Source organism: Chitinophaga varians, from assembly GCF_014529945.1.
Lineage (GTDB): Bacteria > Bacteroidota > Bacteroidia > Chitinophagales > Chitinophagaceae > Chitinophaga > Chitinophaga varians.
The window spans coordinates 1,128,751-1,150,926 of the sequence record NZ_JACVFB010000003.1 but is presented as its reverse complement, the minus strand read 5'-3'; the positions used below and the strand labels follow the sequence as shown (position 1 = coordinate 1,150,926).

General features: G+C 47.9%; 22 protein-coding genes and 1 tRNA gene. 10 read left to right on the top strand and 13 right to left on the bottom strand.

The features are described 5' to 3' along the window. Positions 1–52: 52 nt before the first annotated feature. A complete protein-coding gene (locus tag ICL55_RS19160) occupies positions 53–766 on the bottom strand; it encodes a helix-turn-helix transcriptional regulator (RefSeq protein ID WP_188100132.1) in 714 nt (237 codons plus the stop codon). A 357-nt stretch (positions 767–1,123) separates the two neighbouring features. Here ICL55_RS19160 and ICL55_RS19155 point away from each other — a divergent pair, with 357 nt between their 5' ends. The 4 genes from ICL55_RS19155 to ICL55_RS19140 all read left to right on the top strand — a co-directional run bounded on the left by ICL55_RS19155 (position 1,124) and on the right by ICL55_RS19140 (position 3,939). Then, the gene (locus tag ICL55_RS19155) at positions 1,124–1,690 is read left to right on the top strand and encodes a Crp/Fnr family transcriptional regulator (protein WP_188100130.1); all 567 of its coding nucleotides are present in this window, start codon (positions 1,124–1,126) and stop codon (positions 1,688–1,690) included. A 66-nt stretch (positions 1,691–1,756) separates the two neighbouring features. Then, entirely contained in the window at positions 1,757–2,551 is a 795-nt protein-coding gene (locus tag ICL55_RS19150; RefSeq protein ID WP_188100128.1) for an alpha/beta fold hydrolase, read from the top strand. Between the two features lie 222 nt (positions 2,552–2,773). Continuing rightward, on the top strand, positions 2,774–3,412 hold the full coding sequence (locus ICL55_RS19145) for a phosphoribosyltransferase (RefSeq protein WP_188100126.1): 639 nt from the start codon (positions 2,774–2,776) through the stop codon (positions 3,410–3,412). A gap of 29 nt (positions 3,413–3,441) precedes the next feature. Continuing rightward, on the top strand, positions 3,442–3,939 hold the full coding sequence (locus ICL55_RS19140) for a DUF6496 domain-containing protein (RefSeq protein WP_188100124.1): 498 nt from the start codon (positions 3,442–3,444) through the stop codon (positions 3,937–3,939). 67 nt (positions 3,940–4,006) lie between these two features. Here the strand turns inward: ICL55_RS19140 and ICL55_RS19135 are convergent, their stop codons facing one another. After that, positions 4,007–4,249 (bottom strand): hypothetical protein, encoded by a 243-nt coding sequence (locus ICL55_RS19135; RefSeq protein ID WP_188100122.1) that lies wholly within the window; start codon positions 4,247–4,249, stop codon positions 4,007–4,009. 15 nt (positions 4,250–4,264) lie between these two features. Continuing rightward, positions 4,265–5,197 (bottom strand): hypothetical protein, encoded by a 933-nt coding sequence (locus ICL55_RS19130; protein WP_188100120.1) that lies wholly within the window; start codon positions 5,195–5,197, stop codon positions 4,265–4,267. A 158-nt stretch (positions 5,198–5,355) separates the two neighbouring features. Here ICL55_RS19130 and ICL55_RS19125 point away from each other — a divergent pair, with 158 nt between their 5' ends. Beyond that, the gene (locus tag ICL55_RS19125) at positions 5,356–5,838 is read left to right on the top strand and encodes a RidA family protein (RefSeq protein WP_188100117.1); all 483 of its coding nucleotides are present in this window, start codon (positions 5,356–5,358) and stop codon (positions 5,836–5,838) included. Between the two features lie 148 nt (positions 5,839–5,986). Here the strand turns inward: ICL55_RS19125 and ICL55_RS19120 are convergent, their stop codons facing one another. The 4 genes from ICL55_RS19120 to ICL55_RS19105 form a co-directional block, all read right to left on the bottom strand. Next, complete coding sequence (locus tag ICL55_RS19120; RefSeq protein ID WP_188100115.1) at positions 5,987–7,123, bottom strand: ankyrin repeat domain-containing protein; 1,137 nt, start codon at positions 7,121–7,123, stop codon at positions 5,987–5,989. A 169-nt stretch (positions 7,124–7,292) separates the two neighbouring features. Then, positions 7,293–7,775, bottom strand: coding sequence for a protein-tyrosine phosphatase family protein (locus ICL55_RS19115; RefSeq protein WP_188100113.1), 483 nt, complete (start codon positions 7,773–7,775; stop codon positions 7,293–7,295). A 60-nt stretch (positions 7,776–7,835) separates the two neighbouring features. Beyond that, positions 7,836–7,909 (bottom strand) — tRNA-Met (locus ICL55_RS19110). A gap of 91 nt (positions 7,910–8,000) precedes the next feature. Beyond that, positions 8,001–10,580 carry a mechanosensitive ion channel family protein gene (locus tag ICL55_RS19105; protein WP_188100111.1) on the bottom strand — a complete coding sequence of 860 codons (2,580 nt, stop codon included), beginning with the start codon at positions 10,578–10,580 and terminating at the stop codon, positions 8,001–8,003. 174 nt (positions 10,581–10,754) lie between these two features. Here ICL55_RS19105 and ICL55_RS19100 point away from each other — a divergent pair, with 174 nt between their 5' ends. Further along, complete coding sequence (locus ICL55_RS19100; RefSeq protein WP_188100109.1) at positions 10,755–12,323, top strand: glycerol-3-phosphate dehydrogenase/oxidase; 1,569 nt, start codon at positions 10,755–10,757, stop codon at positions 12,321–12,323. A gap of 73 nt (positions 12,324–12,396) precedes the next feature. Here the strand turns inward: ICL55_RS19100 and ICL55_RS19095 are convergent, their stop codons facing one another. The 4 genes from ICL55_RS19095 to ICL55_RS19080 form a co-directional block, all read right to left on the bottom strand. Beyond that, the gene (locus ICL55_RS19095; protein WP_188100106.1) at positions 12,397–12,987 is read right to left on the bottom strand and encodes a nitroreductase family protein; all 591 of its coding nucleotides are present in this window, start codon (positions 12,985–12,987) and stop codon (positions 12,397–12,399) included. A 276-nt stretch (positions 12,988–13,263) separates the two neighbouring features. Beyond that, complete coding sequence (locus ICL55_RS19090; protein WP_188100104.1) at positions 13,264–13,704, bottom strand: acyl-CoA thioesterase; 441 nt, start codon at positions 13,702–13,704, stop codon at positions 13,264–13,266. Positions 13,705–13,733: 29 nt separating this feature from the next. Further along, entirely contained in the window at positions 13,734–14,315 is a 582-nt protein-coding gene (rdgB, locus tag ICL55_RS19085) for an RdgB/HAM1 family non-canonical purine NTP pyrophosphatase (RefSeq protein WP_188100102.1), read from the bottom strand. Positions 14,316–14,390: 75 nt separating this feature from the next. Beyond that, entirely contained in the window at positions 14,391–14,888 is a 498-nt protein-coding gene (locus ICL55_RS19080) for a hypothetical protein (protein ID WP_188100100.1), read from the bottom strand. Between the two features lie 129 nt (positions 14,889–15,017). On the opposite strand from ICL55_RS19080, the gene ICL55_RS19075 reads away from it, so the two are divergent. The 3 genes from ICL55_RS19075 (at position 15,018) to rpsG (ending at position 17,305) form a co-directional block, all read left to right on the top strand. Continuing rightward, positions 15,018–16,118, top strand: a complete 1,101-nt coding sequence (locus ICL55_RS19075) for a branched-chain amino acid aminotransferase (RefSeq protein ID WP_188100098.1) — start codon at positions 15,018–15,020, stop codon at positions 16,116–16,118. A gap of 308 nt (positions 16,119–16,426) precedes the next feature. Continuing rightward, positions 16,427–16,807, top strand: a complete 381-nt coding sequence (rpsL, locus tag ICL55_RS19070; RefSeq protein WP_012789278.1) for a 30S ribosomal protein S12 — start codon at positions 16,427–16,429, stop codon at positions 16,805–16,807. Positions 16,808–16,837: 30 nt separating this feature from the next. Next, the gene (rpsG, locus tag ICL55_RS19065) at positions 16,838–17,305 is read left to right on the top strand and encodes a 30S ribosomal protein S7 (protein ID WP_143307685.1); all 468 of its coding nucleotides are present in this window, start codon (positions 16,838–16,840) and stop codon (positions 17,303–17,305) included. A 424-nt stretch (positions 17,306–17,729) separates the two neighbouring features. Here the strand turns inward: rpsG and ICL55_RS35110 are convergent, their stop codons facing one another. After that, positions 17,730–18,203, bottom strand: a complete 474-nt coding sequence (locus tag ICL55_RS35110) for a hypothetical protein (protein WP_223151504.1) — start codon at positions 18,201–18,203, stop codon at positions 17,730–17,732. A gap of 183 nt (positions 18,204–18,386) precedes the next feature. Here ICL55_RS35110 and ICL55_RS35105 point away from each other — a divergent pair, with 183 nt between their 5' ends. Then, positions 18,387–20,744 carry an LTA synthase family protein gene (locus ICL55_RS35105; RefSeq protein ID WP_223151503.1) on the top strand — a complete coding sequence of 786 codons (2,358 nt, stop codon included), beginning with the start codon at positions 18,387–18,389 and terminating at the stop codon, positions 20,742–20,744. Between the two features lie 244 nt (positions 20,745–20,988). On the opposite strand, the gene porV is transcribed toward ICL55_RS35105, so the two are convergent. Further along, the gene (gene porV / locus ICL55_RS19055; protein WP_188100094.1) at positions 20,989–22,173 is read right to left on the bottom strand and encodes a type IX secretion system outer membrane channel protein PorV; all 1,185 of its coding nucleotides are present in this window, start codon (positions 22,171–22,173) and stop codon (positions 20,989–20,991) included. Positions 22,174–22,176: the final 3 nt, after the last annotated feature.

Genomic DNA, 22,176 nt, shown 5'->3' with positions numbered 1-22,176 from the left:
GATCATCTTTTGTTGTGATACAAAACTAGATAGGGGGTGCGACAGCCGTATGTCATGGGTCCGAAAAATATTTTTTACGGCAGTTGTCAAAATAGGTTTGTAAAGTGATCTGGTGGGGTTTGAAGTGTTTGTCGGTGATTTTCAGTTCCAGTATCCTATCCAACCTGAATGCTCTGAAATCCTTTCTCATCCGGCAATACGCAATAAGCACCCAGTTGCCCTGGGTGCTGTATATGGCAAACGGTTCAATTAACCGACTGGTAACTTTATTGTTCTCGTCCGTATATTGTATGTCTGTGAGATTAAAATGGGTCAGTGCCCCTTGTAGTAGGGAAAGGGAGTTGCTGGTCGAGTCACCGGATGTGTTTTTTCTAAATTGGACCCTTTCTGCCAGGAGTGCTGTTTTATCTTTTATACTATGTTTTAGTATAGATCTGATTTTTGAGATGGCTTCGGAATATTCTCTGACAAGGGACGTATCATTGTTTTTTAGCACTATCTGTTCAACAGTGATCAACGCATAGGCTTCACTTTCCGTAAACATGACGGGAGGCATGCTGTAACCTTCCATCAAGGTATATCCTTTGCCTTCTTCGGTTAAGATGGGAACACCTGCTTGCTCCAATGCCTTGATATCGCGGTAGATAGTTCTGATGTTAACATCAAACTTATCCGCGAGCGATCTGGCTGTCACCAGCCGCTTTGTCTGCAGTAGTGTAAGGATAGCAGTTAATCTGGGAAGCCGTTTTAAGTCGTTGTTATCCATCACGATAGCTGTCTGTTAAGGAAGACAAATTTACGCCGTTTTTCCAATTGGGCGGCTATCGTGATAAACAGGCTGTTGCAGAAAAAATGAGGTGATTACCGGCATCACGGCCCGGCAGGCAGCACACCACGCTGCATGAAATCGAAACTTTAAAACACAAAATTATTCGCTGTAGATGGGAGTATACTGGCACTTACGGGAGTAAAAGTGATACAAATCGCTGATGGTGGAAAAAGGCATGAAAAAAGAGGTGAAACGGCCATTTGCGGAAATAATTGGGATTATTCTACGCATTTTTTGGGTACAATAACGGTCAGTGATGTAACCTTACCTATATTTGGACCAGGCCCGGATATTATGGAACGCTACCACTACTTCAGACAATTTCATGATATCAGTCTGGCAGACTACCACCTGCTGACTGACAATCTACAGCTTCGTTCCTTTAAAAAAGGGGAGTCCATTGTTGTACCCGGACAAGTCCAGCGGGAGCTATATTTCGTTAAAAATGGGGTACAGATGGCTTACTTTGATACAGACGACAAAACCTATGTCATCGACTTTAGTTATTTCCCTGGCTTATGTGCGATCGCTGAATCTTTCTCGTTTCAGGTGCCCTCTAAATACTTTATTACCTGTTTGACAGACAGTGAAATGGAATGTCTTAGCTATGAGCGGCTGCAAAAGCTGCTTGATCAGTCCCGGGAAATAGAAAGACTTTTCAGGCGGATGATTGAAGGCATGTTAGCCGGTATGGTGGACCTGCATATTAATCTGCGTGCCATGACCATAGAAGAACGGTACCGCGAGTTTTGCCGAAAAAGCCCGCAACTGCTGCATCTGGTGCCACATAAGTACATCGCTTCCTACCTAGGCATAGCCCCCACCAATTTCAGTAAGTTATTCAATCAGGTGAAGTTCTGATGTTGGTGTACACCAAGAATCGTTTGCTGACTGCTGCCGAGCTTTGTCATAACAAAACAGAAAGTTATGATGACTATAGAAAATCGCGGAAGCTATGCAAACGTAAACGGACTGCATATGTACTATGAAGTACATGGTCAGGGGAGACCTCTTTTCCTGCTGCCTGGAGCTGTCTCCGGAGTAGGTACTGCATTTGGCCGCCTCATTCCACTCCTGGCGGCAGACAGGCAGATTATCGCCCTGGAGTTTCAGGGCTATGGGCATACCGCCGATATCCCCGAACGCCCGCTTTCTTATGAACAATGGGCCGATGACGTGATCGCTTTGACGCAGGTGCTGGACATACAACACGCTGACTTCTTTGGCTACAGCACCGGTGCGGGCGTCGCATTACAGATCGCCATGCGTCAACCGGCACTCGTTGGTAAACTCATCCTCGCTTCCTGTACTTTCAACAGCAAGGGGCGCCATCCACAGCTCAGCGGACTGGAATCGCTGTTGACGCCCGAAGGGCTGAAAGGTACGCCCTATGAAACGGAATATCTCCAGACAGCGCCGCAGCCACAGGATTGGCCTAAACATCTGGCTAAAGTGACGGCATTCAACAAACTAATACAGGATTGGCCTGCCGATGATATCAGGAATATAAAGGCGCCTGCATTGATCATCGCCGGTGATGCGGATATCGTTCAACCGGAACATGCGGTGGAATTGTATCGGCTCCTGGGAGGTGGTAGCCTTGGTGAATTGTCCATGCCGGCGTCACAGCTGGCAATATTGCCCGGAACAATGCATACTGCCTTGACTACAAAAACGGAACTGTTGATGACCATGATCCCGGATTTCCTGAAGATCCTCTAAAAGCATTGTAGTGATTATTGCGCAATCTGTCCTTTAAATACCACGAGGTAATGCCAGGCTGCTCTGTACGCTGCGAAAAGAAAACTGATCACTATATCGAATGGAGCAACTACATATAGTTACTATCGGCATAACCGGACGTATCAATACAACCCGAAGATGGCTTGGATATTGTGAAAAATGGTAGAGTGGTACGTTGTCGGCTTTCTTTAAAACAAGGTTATGTACTTTATTGATCGATATGATGCAGCCATGCAGTTGGTGGATAAACTGAAAAAGTACAGAAGGGAAAATGCCATTGTGCTGGCGGTGCCCAGAGGAGGTGTTCCCATAGGTTATTTTCTGGCCAGGCATCTTGACTTTGACCTGGATTTACTCATGACGAAAAAGATTGGTCACCCTTTGCATGAAGAATATGCCATAGGAGCAGTAGGATTGGAAGATATCGTTATTGATGAAAGAGACGACATTCCTCCTGAATACCTGAAAGAACAAACAGATCTTATTCGTCTTCAGTTAAAGCAACAATATAAAAAATTTATGGGCAGGGAAGCGCCTGCTGACATAAGCGGCAGGACAGTCATTGTGGTGGATGACGGGGTGGCGACAGGCAGGACTATCCTGGTTGCGCTGAAAATGCTTCGTCAGGAACAGGCAGCAAAGCTGGTCGTGGCAGTGCCGGTGGCCGCTGAGGAAGCCGCAGCACTTCTCAAACAGGAAGTAGATGATTTTATATGTTTATATACACCTTCCCCCTTTTATGCAGTGGGGAAGTTTTACCAGAATTTTAATCAGGTAAATGATGAAGAGGTAATGGTTTTATTACAGGAGCTTAATAAAAGAAATACACGCAGGGAGTAGGAAAATATTTCACTATAAAAATTTTTCTTATGCCGGAAAAGAAGACCATCCAGCGGGCGAAGAAAGATGAGCGCGAGGGGAAATCGCCCAGCACACAGGCGGGTGAATTTGTACATGAAGAAATAAAGAAAATCCGTAAGGGAAAACATGGGGCAAGATCAGCCAAACAGGCAATTGCCATAGGGCTGTCTGAAGCTCGTCGTGCTGGTGTAAAGTTAAAACCGCCCAAGAAAGGAACGGTATCAGAGAAAACCCGTAAAAGCGCTGAAAGTGCCTACGAAAAAGGACAGAAGCATGAGCCGATTTCCAAGAAACGCTCTCTGGCAAGAGAGAAAGCCCTGAAAAAGGAAAGTACAACAACCGTTTCTCACAGTGCTTTGTCACGTCAGGCACACTCGGCAGCCGCAAAACGCACCAAGGCCGAACGTTCTGCTGCCGCGAAGAAGGCCGCCAAAACAAAAGGTCCGCGTGAGCGTTCTGTGGCTGCAAAGAAAGCTGCTAAAACAAGAGCGGCACATCATCATTAAAATAATAAAGGGGAGGGGATGTAATTGGAAGAAGCATTTTTTCTGGTGTTGAATGCTGTTGGAGAAATCACCTGGCTGAGATGAATGTGGCTTTTTCACAATGATGGCAATACCAGTAAATTTTGATGTCGTCTTCCAGTCTTATTTCACTTTTTGTTCTGCAGCCAGCACATTCCCTTTCAAAGGATTCGTCTTCCCGGGCAATGTAGCCGCAGCTGGAACAGTTCCATGTTGTGGCCGGGGTATTTTCTTCATCGTATGACCAGGTAAACGCCTGGTCCTGGCAGTTTGGGCAAGTGATCTGTCCCATGGAAAAGTGTTTTGTTTATGGTTGTAAACGCAGCTGCACCCAGGCAAAATCATTTTCCTCTATCTGGTTCCAGCCACAGGTGATATCATATATTCCCGGCTTTACTTTAAATGCGGTGCCTACTTTTAAAATATTTAAGCTGTTTAGTTGAACCGGTGGGTTCAGATCTGCTACCAGACTTAATCCTGTCGGTGCGCCGAGATCACCTTGCGTCATAGGCGCCCATACCAATGCTCCGCGACCGGTAGGTAATGATAATTGCCCAGCTTCATAATGCTTTGTGTCATCCATCACCAGCTGAAGGGCTTTTTCTCTATGCGTGTTCGTTAGTGCAGTGATAAAGAAGACGCTTGTTCGCCTGTGATCAATGGCTAAGGTAACGGTATTGGGTTGTACATCCCAGAATAAGGCCTGCGCATTGGTGCCAAAGGAGGCTACGGCAACTTCATCCTGCGCCAGGGCCGTTTCACAAATACGGGAGTAGTCTGTCTCGATACCTATTCCCAGGTGTAATAAATTTTTATCTTCCAGAGAGAAATGGTAGCTGCCATGTTTGTGTTCATGCCAGATGTGCTGCCAGCTTTCCCTGGCATCGGACACGGCTGCTTCAGAGGCTGCTCCTTTTGCTGCCGCCACGATTTCTTCGACGGTCATTTTTCTCTGTTCCCGCATCGTGATCTCTGGTTGTACCAGGTAGATCTCATCGATCAGGGACTGGATAAATTGCAGCAATCCGGCTTCATCAGCAAAAAGGACAGGAGTAGTTGTTTGAAAACGGGATGGAAGTTCGTTGATCAACGGACCATGGTACTTCACACGATAACCTATTGGTAACGCATCATCACTGCCTCTCCATTGCGTAAAATCTTCAACGGCGGTAATCATAAAGGGGCCGGCTTCGCTGCTGGCGCTTCCATACCAGGTAAAATGTTGCTTTGAGTTTTCCATGCTACTTGATCTTTCAAAGATATATCGGAAAATAATCAATACCTATACGTGATCCGCTAATATATTTCCGAAGCGTGTGGCGGTGGCGCTACACACTTTTTCGGTTAATGTGTTCAATCGCTTATAAATGTCTATCTTGAAGTAAACTATCCAACGCTATGAGAAAACAATCCATTTTAACTATTGTAGCTTTATTGTTGGTTACATCACTCGCCCAGGCCCAATCAGAGAAATCAGGCGTCTACTTCATGAATCCCCCGGAAGTGGCTAAACCCAACGGATACTCGCAGGCCGCCGTTATCAACCTGGGGACCCATACAATGCTCATCCTTTCAGGCCAGGTACCCCTAAACGTTAAAGGTGAACTGGTGGGGAAAGATAACTTCGAACAGCAGGCCGAACAGGTCTTTGCCAACATCCAAAAAGTGATAGAAGCCGCCGGTGGAAAAATGTCCGACATCGTGAAACTTTCCTACTTTATTCTGGACACAAAAAACCTCAAGACGCTTCGTGCTGTCAGGGATAAATATGTGGATGTGCAGCACCCACCTGCCAGTACGCTGGTGCAGGTGAGTGGTTTGTTCCGGGATGATGTTTTACTGGAAGTGGAAGCAACGGCTGTTATTCCTGTGCATAAATAAAATTTTCCTGGCCTTTTACGGGAGGAGGGTCTGTGATGATGACCTGTTATCCGCGCTTACTTTTGAAGTAGCTTTTTTAAAAGGTTTTAAATCCAAAAAACCGCGCGCATAATTTTCTACTTCCATAGATGCCAGCATAAACCGATACTCACTTTTGGTGTTCATTATTTCCCTGCAATACCTTGACTATCGCTTCATGCCCTCGTCCTTCTGCAAAAGAAAGAGCGGTGTGGCCGCCGGAAGAAATATTTTTATCCGCTCCACACTTCAATAAAGTGATTACAATATCCAGATGGCCCATTTCTGCAGCCCGGTGAAGTGATGTAAATCCGCGATTATCTATCGCATTGGGGTTGGCTCCGGATTGCAAAAGCAGATCTACATGATGTATCTTGTTGGATTGTACCGCATTCATCAATGGGGTAGCTCCTTCTTCCGACCTTGAGTCGGGATGGGCGCCCAACGCCAGAAGCTTTTCCATCACCTGTATTTCTTTTGAGGCAATAGACCAATGTAAAGGAGCCAGACCATCACCAGCCAGTAAGTCCAGGCTAAGACCAGTTTGAAACTGTTTTTCAATCTCAGGGATATTGCCCTGCGCTACTGCAATATGCAGGAGGGAGTGGGAGCGAAGCGGCCTATCTATTAGCGGCTCGAAATGCTCATCAAAAACACCAAAATGGGCCATATTTCCATAGGCTGAAAATGCCCATAATGCTGCATTTTGAGGGGTAAGTGCTAATGCTGGAGGTATTGGAGCAGGAGTGACTTCGTTCATTGCATAACCTATCAATAAAAACCTGATAATGTTCCGTGTAAGTTCGGTGCTTTCATTATTAAGAAACTTGCCTTTAATAGCATCGATAGTAAGTGTGTTTTCTCTTTGCGTGGTTTTCGCTGTCACAACTACTTTCCTTAGCCAGCTTCTTACAAATATCAGTGTATCGTTGTGGTAATATATAGCCCACTTATGCTCCATGGTTTGCGGGATAAACAGGACCCCGGGTGCCAGTACCTTATCAATAGGAATAACAATATTGCTGCTGATGATCGTGTTATCGGATGGTTCCTCGTCTATAAAGGTAGTACCATCTTCAGCATTATAGGAAACAGCATTAGATGCGCACTGAGGGTCCTTAGAGGTGGCGAGCATAATTGTTGTGACAGGGCGTAAATCCAGAAGTCTTACTCCCCAGGGATTTTGAGCAGGTTCTATCCACGGCAGAGGTGCTTCATTTGGTTCCTCTTTTTCTGCTTTGTTAAACCATTTTTTGAAAAAGGACATAGGGAGCGGTTTTATTGCGGAGTAAGGTAAATAAAATTTGATTGTTGCAATAATTGCGGGCGGTACTGGGGAAATTAAAAAGCCGCATTTCGTGATGCGGCTTTTTACCTGTAGCGAGATAGGGAGAAATGTTGAAGCTTTTACTGAATGATCTAGTTCGGTTCATAGCCTATAGCCCTTCCCTTGCTTTCAGCCATTTAATCTGATCTTCAGTATCAGGAACCTTCAATCCCCTGGCCCTGCTGATGTATTCAAAAACTTCATCTGCTATATAACCATTCATTAGCAACACGCTTCCTGCAATGATAGAAGACCTACCTATACCCATCCGGCAGTGAATAACAACAGTTGCCCCTTCATCAATCTTTTTTGACAACAGCTTTATAAACTCATTTGGATGTGAAGGAATACCTCTATCTTTTATTGGAAAGTGAAGAAATTCAATTTCATGTTTAGCACAAATCGCTTCCTCCTGTGTAAGTCCCAATTCTATTATTTCCTCTCTTTCAAGCAAAGACGCTATATGTGTGACTTTCTGTTTTCGGAAATTGATTATTTCGTCTTCCAGCCAATCACCACCGCGAGGCCGAGGCATAATGCCTATGCGGGCACCGTTATCAAATTGACGCAACCAATAGATCCTAGTAAGCATAGTTTTATGGAAATAAACTTAAAAGGCTTTCAAGCATCTGCCTGAAAGCCTTTTAACCTGTAGCGAGATCGGGACTTGAACCCGAGACCTCAGGGTTATGAATCCTGTGCTCTAACCACCTGAGCTACCTCGCCATTTCCTGTCTGTCTTGAACTTTCATTCTCAAAACGGGAGTGCAAAGATAACGGCTAATAAATGAAAATTCAAAATGTACAGCCCGTTTTTTTACAATTTTTTTTCTCCGTTCTCTGCCGGCTTATCGCCTGATGGCCCGGATTCCGCTTCCTTATTGACTTTCCACTTGTTCAGCACAGCTTCGTCGACGCTGCGGATATGCAGGTCCCGTTGCGGGAAAGGCAGTTCTATACCGGCTTTATTGAGGGCGTCGTAGATGAAAGTGAGCACTTTACTTTGTAATGTGCCGGCATTGCCGAGATCGGAAATCCAGAAGTACACCTGGAAATTAACGGCGTTATCCCCGAATTGTGACAGTTGCACGATCGGCTCGGGGGTGGTGAGAATACCTTCCTGACCGGGGAAAGCGCTCTTGATAATATCGGTGACCTGCGCTACGTCACTGCCGTAGCCGACGCCCAGCATGAAATTAACACGGCGGACACGATTGGTCATCGTCCAGTTGATCAGCTGCTGGGAGATAAGATCGGCATTGGGAACGACCACGGTCGAGCCATCATAGGCGGAAATTTTGCTGGAGCGGATGCCGATTTCTTTCACCACGCCGGAGCGGGTCCCCAGCTCTATCACATCACCCACTTCTATCGGCTTTTCAAAAGCGAGGATGATACCGGATACGAGATTGTTCACGATATTCTGTAAACCGAAGCCAATGCCCACGCTGAGAGCGCCTATCACGATGGTCAGTTTATCCATCGGGATACCGGAGGCGGCGAAAGCGAGTAATACGCCGCCGGCCAGTACGGCAAGACGTAGCAACAACAGGGTGGAACCGAAGCGTGGCTTCTGGGCGGGACTGGTGCTCTGGCCGGTATTGCCAAACATATACGCGATCAGCTGCGAGGCGACAAAAGCCACCCAGATGACCAGTACAAAAATGATCACGCTGCTGAAGGTGAAGTCGGAATTCCCGATATGGTGGCTGGCAGACAGGATATCGGTGATCTCTTCATAGATGGCATCGTACAGGTACAGATTACGGGCGATAATGATCAGCCAGCCTACAAAAGCCAGTACGGTCAGGAATGTTTTCAGCTTGCGCTGTACATCCTGATAGTCCATGAAAGAGATAAAAGTGCTGGAATTTTTATTGGCTTCTACCTGTATGAAAACAGCTTCCAGCACGATCTTCACAAGCACGTACAGGTTCATGGCCATGACGGTGTTCACCACGGCGCTGGACCCGAATATTTTGGCGCTGCCTACCCGCGCAAATATCACCAGCAGCAGGGAAACAGCGGCGGTGGCGATAAACAGCTTAATGGTCGGCGCGGTATATTTGGGATGGGCGAAGGTGGTCAGCGAGGTTTCTTTGAGCAGCCGGAAACCCAGCATTATACAAAGAACGGCGCAGATCAGCAGCCCCCACTGCTCGGCATAGGTCACCTCAATCAACAGGTTGTTGACGCAATACACAAAAAGCAGCGCCATCAGCATCAGCCAATAGCGATACAATACCCTGGGAAAATGTGACCGGAAAAGATAGGTGAGGGCGAACATGGTCAACCCCCAGATGATTTCTGTGTACAGGATCGGATACCGCACGGAAAACACGGAGGACAGGGTGGTAACGAAAATCACGGTGCTGGCTACAGGATGACGGTATACATACTGCGCATGTTGCAGGATGGCTTCTGCTTCCTGCTCCGGGTGATTGCGCCGGATACGCCGTACATTGGCATAAATCCACCAGGCGAACAGTGATGCCAGCAATATCCATACAATGAAGATCGGCCATTGGATAGAAAAGAAGATGGTCAATACCCGCGTGCTTTTGTGCAACGATCGTTCTACGACCGGGAAAAACTCCAGCGGATTGATACTGTCGCGGTGCGGCGCCCAGATATACCGGTAGTCACGGGAAAACATATTGGCGGAAAACTGTTCCAGTTGGTAATTGCTGTCTTCCAGCAGATTGGACACATCGATGTACCGGTTGGCAATCCTGTTTTGCAACAACCCCATTTTCACAAGACTCACTTTATTGGCGCTGTCTACAACGCGGTATTTGTTGATCAGTCGGGTAAGTTGACCGATATAAAAACCATACAGCTCATCTTCCGCAGGAATACTGCGCATGGAGGTGTCGCGCCGCAGGGAGTGTAGCGTATCATTGATGGCCACCAGGGCGTTGTAATTGGAGAAGAGGTTGTTCTGCCATCCGCTCAGCTTACGTTGCAGCTGTTCCAGCATCACTTTGTTGGTGTAAATATCGTTGATGTTGGGTGTACGGTCTTGTCCAGCTATATTCTGTTTGATCAATGCAAGGGAAGTGTCTACCAACGGAATCTCCCGGGTGATGCTAACGGTGTCAAACCCGCGCCGCAGGCTGCTCATCAGCTGATTGAGCAGCAGGGTGTAACCTTCTATCCTGTTGATGATCACGGCCACGGCGGTGTCAGACTTCTTCAGTTTGGAAGTGTCCTGTGCCAGCTTGCTGATATTTTTGCGGATGGTAGCACTGTCGATTACGGCCATATGAATAGTGTCCGGAATGGGCGTCGCCTTTTTGCTGCGCTGTGCGGTGGCTGGGAAAACGATGCACAGCCATAGCAATGCCAGCAAAGGCCAACAAAAATATCGTGGTCTGGTGATAACCTGAATGGACATATGAATAATGATATGGACTGGAAGTTACGTTACTTAGAGGAACATTTTTTGTGCCTAAATGTTCCGGTCGCCAGAACTTTTCCTTTACCTGTCCGTTAAGTTTTAGGGCAGAAGCCGTTGTCATTTGTGCAGCCGGTATTTCCGCAGTAATTTGTAGTACCCGAAAAATCGTATATGAAAAGAGAAGCTATTGTTGCAGCCCTGAGAAAAGACCTGGAGCCCTGGGATATCATTGTGGCCGGTGGCGGCGCTACCGGTTTAGGTGCCGCGCTGGAAGCGGTGACGAGAGGATACCGTACCCTGCTCCTTGAACAGGCTGATTTTGCAGCCTCCACATCCAGTAAAAGTACTAAACTGGTGCACGGAGGGGTACGTTACCTGGCGCAGGGCGATGTTTCCCTCGTGAGGGAAGCCAGCGTGGAGCGTGGCCGCCTCGCGCATAATGCGCCCCATCTGGTGCGTAACCTCAGCTTCGTCATCCCTACTTTCAATGCGTGGGAAAACCTGAAATATACGATCGGCCTCAAAATGTACGACTGGCTGGCCGGCCGCCTCAGCCTCGGCAGGTCGGTACATATCTCCCGCCGGGAAACACTGGAAAAACTGACTACCCTGAAACAGGAACGGCTCGCCGGCGGCGTCCTCTACCACGATGGCCAGTTCGACGATAGCCGCCTGGCGGTGAACCTGGCCCAGACCATCACTGATAAAGGGGGCACGGTCCTGAACTATATGAAAATCACCAGCCTTCGTAAAGATGAAGGCGGTAATATCAGCGGACTAACGGTCAGGGATACACTGAACAATGGCCCCGAAATATTTCTCAATACCAGAGCGGTGATCAATGCTACCGGTGTTTTTGCAGATGATATTCTGGAGATGGACAACCCGGACGCCCCTAAGTCTATTGCGGCCAGTCAGGGTGTACATGTGGTGCTCGACAGCAGCTTCCTGCCAGGGCATAATGCGCTGATGATCCCCGCTACCAGCGACGGTCGCGTGCTGTTCGTCGTACCATGGCATAATAAAGTGGTGGTAGGCACTACAGACACGCCGGTCAACCACATCAGCCTGGAACCGCATGCGCTGGAGGCGGAAATCAATTTTATTCTGCGTACAGCCGGGCAATACCTGGTCAGGGCGCCCCAACGCAACGATGTGCTGAGCGTATGGGCCGGTCTTCGGCCACTTGCGGCTGCCAAAGCAGAAGGACATAAAACGAAGGAGATATCCCGCAGCCATAAAATTATTGTCGCCGCCTCAGGACTGGTGACCATCATCGGAGGTAAATGGACCACCTACCGCCGCATGGCGGAAGATGTGGTGCAGCAGCTGGAAAAATCCCTGCGCTGGAAACCAACAGCATCAATAACCCACACCATGCCTGTCCATGGTGCCGCTACCGGAATGAACTGGGACGACCCCTGGTATTTCTATGGCAGCGATGTGCCCAGGTTGCAACAACTGATGAAGGACCAACCTGATTTACAGGAAGTGCTGAGTGAGCCTTTCGGTATCCTGAAAGTACAGGTGGTATGGGCGGTAAGGGAAGAAATGGCACGGAATATCGCCGATTTCCTGGCCAGAAGAGTGCGGCTGCTTTTTCTGGATGCACGGGAAGCTTTACGTATAGCCCCGGCCGTAGCGAATATCATGGCGCGGGAACTCGGAAGGGACGAGCACTGGGTCAACGAACAGCTGCAAACATTTGACACGCTTGCCAAAGGATATATACTATCTTGATATTTAGCCATTTGATCATTTAACTATGGGATTTCAAATAATTAAATAATCAAATGGCCAAATACTAAAATAATTACATCCATTTTACTTTTTCAGACAGTGGCCTCAGGCGTTTGCCAGGTTGTGCCGGCTCGTCTGTATAGCCAAGATAGAAGAAGCCCAATACCTGGTCTTCATCTCCCAGGCCCAGGTAGTCCTGCATGGCAGGGTGGAAGGTCATACCACCAGAGCCCCAGTAGGCAGCGATGCCCTGAGCGGTGGCGCTCAGCCACATATTCTGTACAGCGCAGGATACTGCTGCAATTTCCTCTATCACCGGGATTTTCGGATTACTGCCCCTTTTCATGCAAATAGCGATGACATGGGAAGCCAGATCGCCCTGACTTTTCAGTTTATCATAACTGCCGGCAATGAATTTGTCTGCCGGAGTGAATTGTTTGTATAAATCGGCATGAGCAGTACAAAACTCTTGTACCTTTTCACCGCCATACACGACGAAGTACCAGGGCTCCGTATAGCCGTGGGTAGGGGCCCAGTCGGCCATCTGCAGCAGCTGTTGTACGGTTTCGTCGGCTATTTTCCGGCCGTTCATGCTGGTAGGCTTCACGGTACGGCGACTGGCGATTATTTTTTCCAGATAACTGGCTGTAGTATTTGTTTCCATGATATTGACTATATTTTTATAATAATGCTTCTTAATAAAGATGTCTCAGATAATAATGGTTCCCCATAATAATGAAACTTGAATAACATCTTAACCCAGGGCGTGAGCCCCGGGAGACTCTGGGCTTCAAGCTTGGGCTTCATCCTCTGGTTCATCCTCGGGCTTCATCCTCTGGTTCATCCTCGGGCTCCATCCTCTGGTTCATCCTCTGGTTCATCCTCGGGCTCCATCCTCGAGCTCCATCCTCTGGTTCATCCTCTGGTTCATCCTCGGGCTTCATCCCAAACCCTCCATGGCAGCTTTCATCTCTGTCGGTAATTTCATCACTTTACGGGCATTGTAATCAAAGCAGACCATGCCGGTCTTGGCAGTGGCGATCGTGATCGTTTGGCCGTTGCGTTGAGTGGTCAGGTGATAGAAAAGTTCGAAGCCGAAGGGGCTGTATTCACCAGCAGCTACTGCTACGGTGAATATATCGCCGTGAAAGCCTTCTCCTTTGTAGGCTACAGCTACATCGGCCATAATCAGGCCGGTGCCTGCTTGGTGATCCAGTTCTTTGTAGCCGGCCTGTTGAATGAACTGCATGCGGGCTTCATGCATAATAGACAGGATGGCATCATTGCCAACATGTCCGCCGTAGTTAACATCCTGTATCCTGATAGGTATCGTTGTGCTGAACCCAAATTTCTCCGGTAGGTCTATTTTTATTCTTGCCATTATTTTTTAGGTAGATGTTTAGGTAGATGTTAAACAGGCAGTGTTTTCAGGAAGACGATGAACTTCTCAAAGGCACGGCCACGGTGACTGTATTGATTTTTTTCGGCAAGGTCCATTTCGGCAAAGGTGCGGTCGGCTCCTTCCGGAATGAAGATAGGATCGTAGCCGAAGCCTTTCTCGCCGGAAGTGTGCGCTGTAATGGTACCGCGACTGACGCCTTCAAACTGGTGCTCTTTTCCGTCCAGGATCAGAGAGATAACGGTGCGGAACTGTGCGCTGCGGTCGGTGACGCCTTCCATTTCCGCCAGTACTTTAACGATATTGTCAGCTGCCTTTTTCTGTTCACCGGCATACCGGGCGCTTAAGACGCCGGGAGCGCCGTTCAGTGCGTTGATTTCCAGTCCGGTATCTTCAGCAAAGCAGTTTTGGCCGGTCATCTGGTGGATGGTGGTCGATTTCTCACGGGCGTTCTCTTCCAGTGTATCATGTGGCTCCGGAATATCGATGTCAATACCCGCTTCCAGCAGGGTGATGATCTCGAAGTGGTCGCCCAGCATAGAGCGGAACTCCTTCACCTTATTTTCGTTGTTGGTAGCAAAAATCAGTTTCATCTATTAAAATTTCTAAATCTCAAAGTTCCCAAACCCCTGAAATCAAATAATAAAATAAAAAAAATATAAAAATAGCTAAATACCAAGCAGCTGCTTCAAACCGGCCCATAACTTGGCTTTTAATACCTTATCGGTGCCAATCATCTGCAAGTCGTCAGAAAGCAGCAGGGTAGTGCTGTTGACGGTCAGCAACTGGTAAAGAGGCGCGTCTGTCAGGCCCAGCGAAGCTGATGCGGCGCCAAATATAATGGCCTTCTCTATTTTTACAGCAGCCTGCCACGAAGTGTACTCCAGTTGCGGGTATGGAGCGGTGTTCATCAGGGATACGTCCTGCATCCCCAGTTTACAGGCATTTAATATATTGGTAAGGAGGTTGAATAATTCATCATTTAAGTAGGCTTCATTTTCGTTTTGTATGAAGAGCGCAACGTTTTTTTGATTTTCTCCTAAATATTTGACTTTGGGTACCTCAATTTGCGGCGCTGCAACCGGTACGCTTTTCCCGGGAATGATCGGCTGGGTAAAGATCTTAGCCAGATAATACGGATCAAGGTCTAATTGGTCGAGCGACATATTATTATAATTTAATTTAATATCAAAATCCCGCGTGGGGAAAAATCAGTTTATTTGCACTGCCGTATCCGCAAATGCGGCCATCCAACGCAAGAAAGTGTAAAAATATTGAGATAAAATTGATTAACCATGATGGTAGCTAAATCAACAGTAAAGGAAGAAGCATTACAGAAGATCAAAGTCACAAAAACTACGCATAGCCGTTTGAGTGAAGTGGATTTTAATAATCTGGTGTTCGGTAAAAAGTATGCTGACCACATGCTGGTTGCCGATTTTGATGGAAAAGAGTGGAAAAATGCCGAAATCCTGCCTTTTCAGAACTTTTCTGTAAGCCCTTCCAACGCCGCCTGGCACTATGGACAGGCCATTTTTGAAGGTATCAAGGCCTATAAAGATCCTCAGGACAATCCGATGATCTTCCGCCCGTATGATAACTACAAAAGATTCAACCTCTCCGCTGAAAGAATGGGAATGCCCGAAGTGCCGGAATGGCTCTTTATCGGCGGTATGGACATATTGATTGATCTGGACCGCGACTGGGTTCCAACCGGCCCCGGTTGCTCTCTCTATCTGCGTCCCTTCATGATCGCAGCGGATGAGTTCATTGGAGTGCGTCCTTCTGATACCTACCGTTTTGCCATTATCAATTCGCCTTCAGGCCCTTATTTCAATAAACCAATTAAACTGCTGGTGCAGGATAAATATGTACGGGCCTTCCCCGGCGGCGTAGGATACGCTAAAGCTGCGGGTAACTATGGCGGTACCATGTATCCCACCATGCAGGCTAAAAAACAGGGGTACGACCAGATCCTCTGGGTAGACGGCTACGAGCACAAATACCTGCAGGAATGCGGTACCATGAACGTATTTGTGATTATCGGCAATACGGCCATTACCCCCGATCTGGAACAAGGCACCATCCTGGAAGGGGTTACCCGCGCCAGTGTGATCGAGCTGCTGAAAGATCTCGGCCTCACCGTGGAAGAAAGACCTGTATCTATTGATGAAGTGGTGACTGCCTATAAAAATGGCACCCTCCGCGAAGTCTTTGGTACCGGTACAGCCTCCTCCCTGGCTTTTGTAGAACAACTGGACTACCTGGATACCCAGATCAAACTGGACACCACTAAGTATGAAACCGGCGCGGAAGTGATCCGCCGGCTCGATGCTATCCGCACCGGCCGTGCTGAAGATACCCGCCACTGGAATTACCAGGTAGGTGAGAAATAAGCAGGTACACATTAATAAAATATCAAAATCACAAAATATCAAAATGAAAAAGTAGGGTCTGGCAACCGGCCCTATTTTTTTATGGTAGATTCTAAAGGAAATCATACCTTTGCAATCCGGATTTTTGATATCCTGCTTATACCAGATCACGTTTGACCAGTCTTCGACAACATGGGAACTTCAAAACCGGCAAAAAATATTCGAAACAATTTTGTTATTCACATATATAGTTTTACCTTTGCCCTCCCAAAATCCCTTATGGGAAATTTGGATGTCATTGTAAACCGACATAAAAAACTAGGTAAAGAATGCCTACTATACAACAATTAGTAAGAAAAGGAAGAGAAATTATCCGGGCTAAGTCTAAGTCCAGGGCATTAGATAGCTGCCCTCAGCGTCGTGGTGTTTGTACTCGTGTGTACACAACCACGCCTAAAAAACCTAACTCCGCTTTGCGTAAAGTTGCAAAGGTGCGTTTGACCAATAAAGTTGAGGTGATTGCTTACATCCCTGGTGAAGGTCACAACCTGCAGGAGCACTCTATCGTACTGATCCGTGGTGGAAGGGTAAAAGACTTACCAGGTGTTCGTTACCACATCGTTCGCGGTTCCCTGGATACTGCCGGTGTGAAAGACAGAAAGCAGAGCCGTTCCAAATATGGTACTAAAAAGGAAAAGGCTAAAAAATAATCAATTATAAATAGTCGTAATTTTCAATAAATGAGAAAGCAAGCTGCAAAAAAATTGCCTCTGGCTCCGGATCCTCGGTTTAACGACAAGCTGGTAACCCGCTTCGTTAATAACGTAATGGAACAAGGAAAAAAGAGCATTGCCTATAAAATCTTCTACGATGCCGTGGATAAGGTAAGCCAGATGACCGGTGAAAACGGTTATGAAGTTTGGAGAAAAGCATTGAACAACGTAACTCCCGCTGTAGAAGTTAGAAGCCGCCGTATCGGTGGTGCTACCTTCCAGATCCCTGCTGAAGTTCGCCCGGATAGAAAAGTATCCCTGAGCATCAAATGGCTGGTTCGTTACGCTGGTGAAAGAAACGGTAAGAGCATGGCTGATAAGCTGGCAAATGAAATCGTAGCAGCAAGCAAAGGTGAAGGCGCAGCGTTCAAGAAGAAAGAAGATACTCACCGTATGGCTGAAGCTAACAAAGCTTTCTCTCACTTCAGAGTATAGTTATAGCCCTCACGGGCAACTCAATATATTTGGCAAACAGTTCCTCTCCGGAGCTGTTTGCCTTTTTATGTGTGGATAAACTGTGCTTTAGATGTGTGTAACCCCTGCGTAACCTCGTTGATAAACTGAACATCCCACCACCATGGCGGATTTGCCAGAATGCCGCAAGGCATGTGCCGAATGTGGATAACGATGAATCCTTCTGAACAACCCAGCCCTTCTTAGACGCTCCCATCTGTGCAGTGACCGCTCGTTCCATCCCCCTCTTTACTTAAAGTCGCTGTGAGCTTTCTGATTTAATCATTTTACCCTGAGAAACTTCCCGCTTTATCGCTGATGCCAGCCCCGAAATTGTTCCCTTCCTGACATAAAAAAAGCCGTCGGGAGAACCCGACAGCCTTTGCTAATTGGTTAGATTTACTGCTTATCTCACATTTACTAAGACTTTGATCTTGCCGGTTTCACCGGTAAATTCCTGTAATGCCTTGCCGATCGCCTGACCAGGCTTCAGTATATTCAGGTCTGCTTTCATAGCGTAACCAGGTTTGCTGGCGGTAACCAGAATATCCCCACGATGAATAGGCCCATTCTCGTTACATACCTTGGTAGGAATAACACCCACAACACCCAGTGGAACCTTGCTGGAAATATCGGTATCAATATGTTCTTCTGTCAGTAACACCCCCGGTTTGGTAGCATACACGCCAACCACCAGCGAGGAATAGGCTCCGGCAGATTTTTCAATAGTACGGTCAGTATTGGTGGCAATAGCCATCACGTCACCTGGTTCGTACAACCCAATGCCACCTGTTGCATCAAATGCTTCTGCCAGATCGGCGCCACTATTAGCAGTGCCGCCATTAAAGATTCCTTTTCCGTTGTCATCAATACGAGCCACATTTGAGTTTTGATTCTTGAAAACGAAGAAATTTCCATTTCCGCTATTAAGGATGAGACTGAAAAGAGAATTCGAACCATTAACGGTGCCATTGCCGCTAAAAGGAATAGCTATTGTTCCCTGAGGCCCCTGCGGTCCCTGAGGCCCTGTAGCACCTTGTGGCCCTGTCGCACCAGTTGAACCTTGGTTGCCCTGATCACCTTTATCTCCTTTAGCACCAGCGGCACCTGCAGCACCAGTGGCACCTTGTATACCCTGATCGCCTTTATCTCCTTTAGCGCCAGTCGCACCAGTCGCGCCAGTCGCACCAGTAGCACCAGTAGCACCTTGTATCCCCTGATCACCTTTATCACCTTTATCTCCTTTAGCACCGGCAGCCCCGGTTACACCTTGTATACCCTGATCGCCTTTATCTCCTTTAGCACCAGTAGCACCTTGTATCCCCTGATCACCCTTGTCTCCTTTATCTCCAGTCAAGCCTTGGATACCTTGGTTTCCCTGGTCACCCTTATCACCTTTATCTCCCTTATCACCAGTCAGGCCCTGTATACCTTGGTTTCCCTGGTCACCTTTATCACCTTTGTCTCCCTTATCGCCCTTATCACCATTCAGGCCCTGTATACCTTGGTTTCCCTGGTCACCTTTATCACCTTTGTCTCCCTTATCGCCTTTGTCACCCTGGTTTCCCTGGTCACCTTTATCACCTTTGTCTCCCTTATCACCAGTCAGGCCCTGTATACCTTGGTTTCCCTGATCTCCTTTATCGCCCTTGTCACCCTTATCGCCTTTGTCACCCTGGTTTCCCTGGTCACCTTTATCACCTTTATCTCCCTTATCACCATTCAGGCCCTGTATACCTTGGTTTCCCTGATCACCTTTATCGCCCTTGTCACCCTTATCGCCTTTGTCACCCTGGTTTCCCTGATCACCTTTATCGCCCTTATCGCCCTTATCACCTTTGTCACCATGGTCTCCCTGATCACCTTTATCACCCTTATCACCCTTATCACCATGATCTCCCTGATCACCTTTATCGCCCTTATCACCCTTGTCACCATGATCTCCCTGATCACCTTTATCGCCCTTATCACCCTTGTCACCATGATCTCCCTGATCACCTTTATCGCCCTTATCACCTTTGTCACCATGGTCTCCCTGATCACCTTTATCGCCCTTATCACCCTTGTCACCATGATCTCCCTGATCACCTTTATCGCCCTTATCACCCTTGTCACCATGATCTCCCTGATCACCTTTATCACCTTTGTCACCATGGTCTCCCTGATCACCCTTATCACCCTTATCACCCTTATCACCTTTGTCACCATGATCTCCCTGATCACCTTTATCGCCCTTATCACCTTTGTCACCATGGTCTCCCTGATCACCTTTATCGCCCTTATCACCCTTATCACCATGGTCTCCCTGATCACCTTTATCGCCCTTATCACCTTTGTCACCATGATCTCCCTGATCACCTTTATCGCCCTTATCACCTTTGTCACCATGGTCTCCCTGATCACCTTTATCGCCCTTATCACCCTTGTCACCATGGTCTCCCTGGTCGCCTTTATCACCCTTATCACCTTTGTCACCGTGGTCTCCCTGGTCGCCTTTATCACCCTTATCACCTTTGTCACCATGGTCTCCCTGGTCGCCTTTATCACCCTTATCACCTTTGTCACCATGGTCTCCCTGATCACCCTTATCACCCTTATCACCTTTGTCACCTTTGTCACCATGATCTCCCTGATCACCCTTATCACCATGGTCTCCCTGGTCGCCTTTATCGCCCTTATCACCTTTGTCACCATGGTCTCCCTGATCACCTTTATCACCCTTATCACCTTTCTCACCAGGTTCCCCTTTAGGGCCACATGGGCCTGGAGGTCCTTGTACACCAGGCTCTCCTTGAGGCCCGGCCAGTCCTTGAGGTCCTTGAGGGCCTTGAGGTCCAGCTGGACCCTGAGGTCCTGTTGCTCCCTGAGCTCCCGCCGGTCCTTGTTCACCAGGGTCTCCCTTATCTCCCTTTATACCTTGGCTACCAGCTGGCCCGGTTTGTCCCATCGGTCCTGCTGGTCCTGCGGGGCCTGCGTTACCCACATCACCTTTATCTCCTTTAATACCGGCTGCTCCTGCCGGTCCTGTCTGCCCAACGGCTCCCATTGCTCCCATTGGTCCCATTGGTCCCATCGGGCCTACCGGTCCAACGGAACCTGTGGCACCTATATCGCCCTTGTCACCTTTAGAGCCGGCTGGACCCGCCGGCCCTGCTACACCAGCTGTACCTGCTGTACCCGGCGCTCCTGTTGGTCCTGCCGGACCGGTGTCTCCCTTATCTCCTTTTGGGCCGGACAAACCATTAGCCGCATACAAGGCATAAGGTACTGCCGCAAAGGAAGAGGTACCCAATTCCTGATAACTACCGCCATCAGCGGAAGCCTCGACTTTGATGAATTGATTGGCATTAGCCCACGGAATAGTACTGAAATTACCACTGGTAGCACTTCCGCCACCAATCTGAAGTGTAAAAAGCCCTAACTGGTTAGTAGTGGTACTGTGTGTTTCCTGGTATTGTACCGGACCTGACGGTGAGCCACCCAAAATGGTGATCCTCACTTTTATATTTTCGTTCGCCAGCATCGTGCCGTTGCCGTTTCTGGCCACTGCCTGGTAGTTAATGGTCCTAAGCCCGTTTTGTGCATAGAGCTGTAAAGTCAACAGCGTGCAGCAAATGATAAACAAGTATCTTTTTGTCATAACTGGTATTTTATTCAGTAATTGCTTAATGTGTGATGTCTGGGTTTACAGATGGGGTAATAGTGGCAGCGGCGTGTCTGCCGATGTTGTACATCAGTGAAAATTTCAGGGTCCTTCTTTCCCGTAAGCTGTTGGAGGTGGGAATGAGATAAGCCAGGTCCAGCTGCAGATTAGCTACTCTCACACCAAGGCCGCTGGTGAAATGTTGCCGGTAGCCCTTATGGGGATTCTCATAAAAATATCCGGTCCGTACAAAGAAGCATTGTCTATAGGCATATTCAATACCACTGCCAATTGTAAACTCCCGTATTTCTTCTCCAAAACCTCCGGGGGCATCGCTAAAAGAAGAGAAAAGAGCATTGACAACACTCCGGTCGGGATCTTTGCCTTTTGATATCTGACCAGCGCTGTCATACAGGGGTGGGGTAGGCACGAGCAGTTTGTTGATGTCCAGCGCAATGGTGAATTCATGGTCACCGGTATGCACAAACGTATAACTGCCGCCTATCCGCAGATTCATTGGCAAAAAGCTCCTCTGGCGACTGTCATCTGTATACTGAAGTTTAGTGCCAATGTTGGTGATGCTGATACCCACACAATACCGGTTGCTAAAGTCCAGATAGTCCTTGCTGTTCTGGTAGTAGTAGCTGACATCTCCTGCTACTGCGGATGCTGGCTTCTGTTGTATACCATTGAAGGAGCCCTGCCCCAGCTGACTACGGACATAACGCATCGTAATGGCCATCGACATATGCGCTCCCAGCTTGCGCGCATAAGCGCCGTCTATCGCAAATTCCCGGGGAGAATAGTTCTGAAGGATCGTTCCGTTTTCGTCCCGGAAAGTGACATCGCCGTAATTAAAATATTTCATGGAAGCCCCGATACCTTCATTGTCATTCAGGTTCTTATAGGCCGATACAAAAGCCATGTTCGATTTGTAATTGTTTAGCTCCCACATCCAGGGAGAGTAGGTGGCGCTCACTCCCCAGTCCCCCGCAAATACAATTTTGGCGGCATTGGAAAAAATGGAATTGGCGTCCGGACTCACGCCTGTGGCGGCATCACCCATCCCGCTTGATCTGGCATCAGGGTTCACCAGCAAAAAACTGGCACCGATGTTAGGTGGCTGTTGAGGCGCTTTTTGTGCATGGCTGGCTGGTGTAACAGCCAACATGCCGGAAAGAAGTAGAATTATTCGATCACGTTTCATGAT

What these genes read in the sequence shown, in the direction of transcription:
- ICL55_RS19160 (WP_188100132.1), bottom strand. Translation starts at nt 766, where the DNA reads ATGGATAACAACGACTTAAAACGGCTTCCCAGATTAACTGCTATCCTT.
- ICL55_RS19155 (WP_188100130.1), top strand. Translation starts at nt 1,124, where the DNA reads ATGGAACGCTACCACTACTTCAGACAATTTCATGATATCAGTCTGGCA.
- ICL55_RS19150 (WP_188100128.1), top strand. Translation starts at nt 1,757, where the DNA reads ATGATGACTATAGAAAATCGCGGAAGCTATGCAAACGTAAACGGACTG.
- ICL55_RS19145 (WP_188100126.1), top strand. Translation starts at nt 2,774, where the DNA reads ATGTACTTTATTGATCGATATGATGCAGCCATGCAGTTGGTGGATAAA.
- ICL55_RS19140 (WP_188100124.1), top strand. Translation starts at nt 3,442, where the DNA reads ATGCCGGAAAAGAAGACCATCCAGCGGGCGAAGAAAGATGAGCGCGAG.
- ICL55_RS19135 (WP_188100122.1), bottom strand. Translation starts at nt 4,249, where the DNA reads ATGGGACAGATCACTTGCCCAAACTGCCAGGACCAGGCGTTTACCTGG.
- ICL55_RS19130 (WP_188100120.1), bottom strand. Translation starts at nt 5,197, where the DNA reads ATGGAAAACTCAAAGCAACATTTTACCTGGTATGGAAGCGCCAGCAGC.
- ICL55_RS19125 (WP_188100117.1), top strand. Translation starts at nt 5,356, where the DNA reads ATGAGAAAACAATCCATTTTAACTATTGTAGCTTTATTGTTGGTTACA.
- ICL55_RS19120 (WP_188100115.1), bottom strand. Translation starts at nt 7,123, where the DNA reads ATGTCCTTTTTCAAAAAATGGTTTAACAAAGCAGAAAAAGAGGAACCA.
- ICL55_RS19115 (WP_188100113.1), bottom strand. Translation starts at nt 7,775, where the DNA reads ATGCTTACTAGGATCTATTGGTTGCGTCAATTTGATAACGGTGCCCGC.
- ICL55_RS19105 (WP_188100111.1), bottom strand. Translation starts at nt 10,580, where the DNA reads ATGTCCATTCAGGTTATCACCAGACCACGATATTTTTGTTGGCCTTTG.
- ICL55_RS19100 (WP_188100109.1), top strand. Translation starts at nt 10,755, where the DNA reads ATGAAAAGAGAAGCTATTGTTGCAGCCCTGAGAAAAGACCTGGAGCCC.
- ICL55_RS19095 (WP_188100106.1), bottom strand. Translation starts at nt 12,987, where the DNA reads ATGGAAACAAATACTACAGCCAGTTATCTGGAAAAAATAATCGCCAGT.
- ICL55_RS19090 (WP_188100104.1), bottom strand. Translation starts at nt 13,704, where the DNA reads ATGGCAAGAATAAAAATAGACCTACCGGAGAAATTTGGGTTCAGCACA.
- rdgB (WP_188100102.1), bottom strand. Translation starts at nt 14,315, where the DNA reads ATGAAACTGATTTTTGCTACCAACAACGAAAATAAGGTGAAGGAGTTC.
- ICL55_RS19080 (WP_188100100.1), bottom strand. Translation starts at nt 14,888, where the DNA reads ATGTCGCTCGACCAATTAGACCTTGATCCGTATTATCTGGCTAAGATC.
- ICL55_RS19075 (WP_188100098.1), top strand. Translation starts at nt 15,018, where the DNA reads ATGATGGTAGCTAAATCAACAGTAAAGGAAGAAGCATTACAGAAGATC.
- rpsL (WP_012789278.1), top strand. Translation starts at nt 16,427, where the DNA reads ATGCCTACTATACAACAATTAGTAAGAAAAGGAAGAGAAATTATCCGG.
- rpsG (WP_143307685.1), top strand. Translation starts at nt 16,838, where the DNA reads ATGAGAAAGCAAGCTGCAAAAAAATTGCCTCTGGCTCCGGATCCTCGG.
- porV (WP_188100094.1), bottom strand. Translation starts at nt 22,173, where the DNA reads ATGAAACGTGATCGAATAATTCTACTTCTTTCCGGCATGTTGGCTGTT.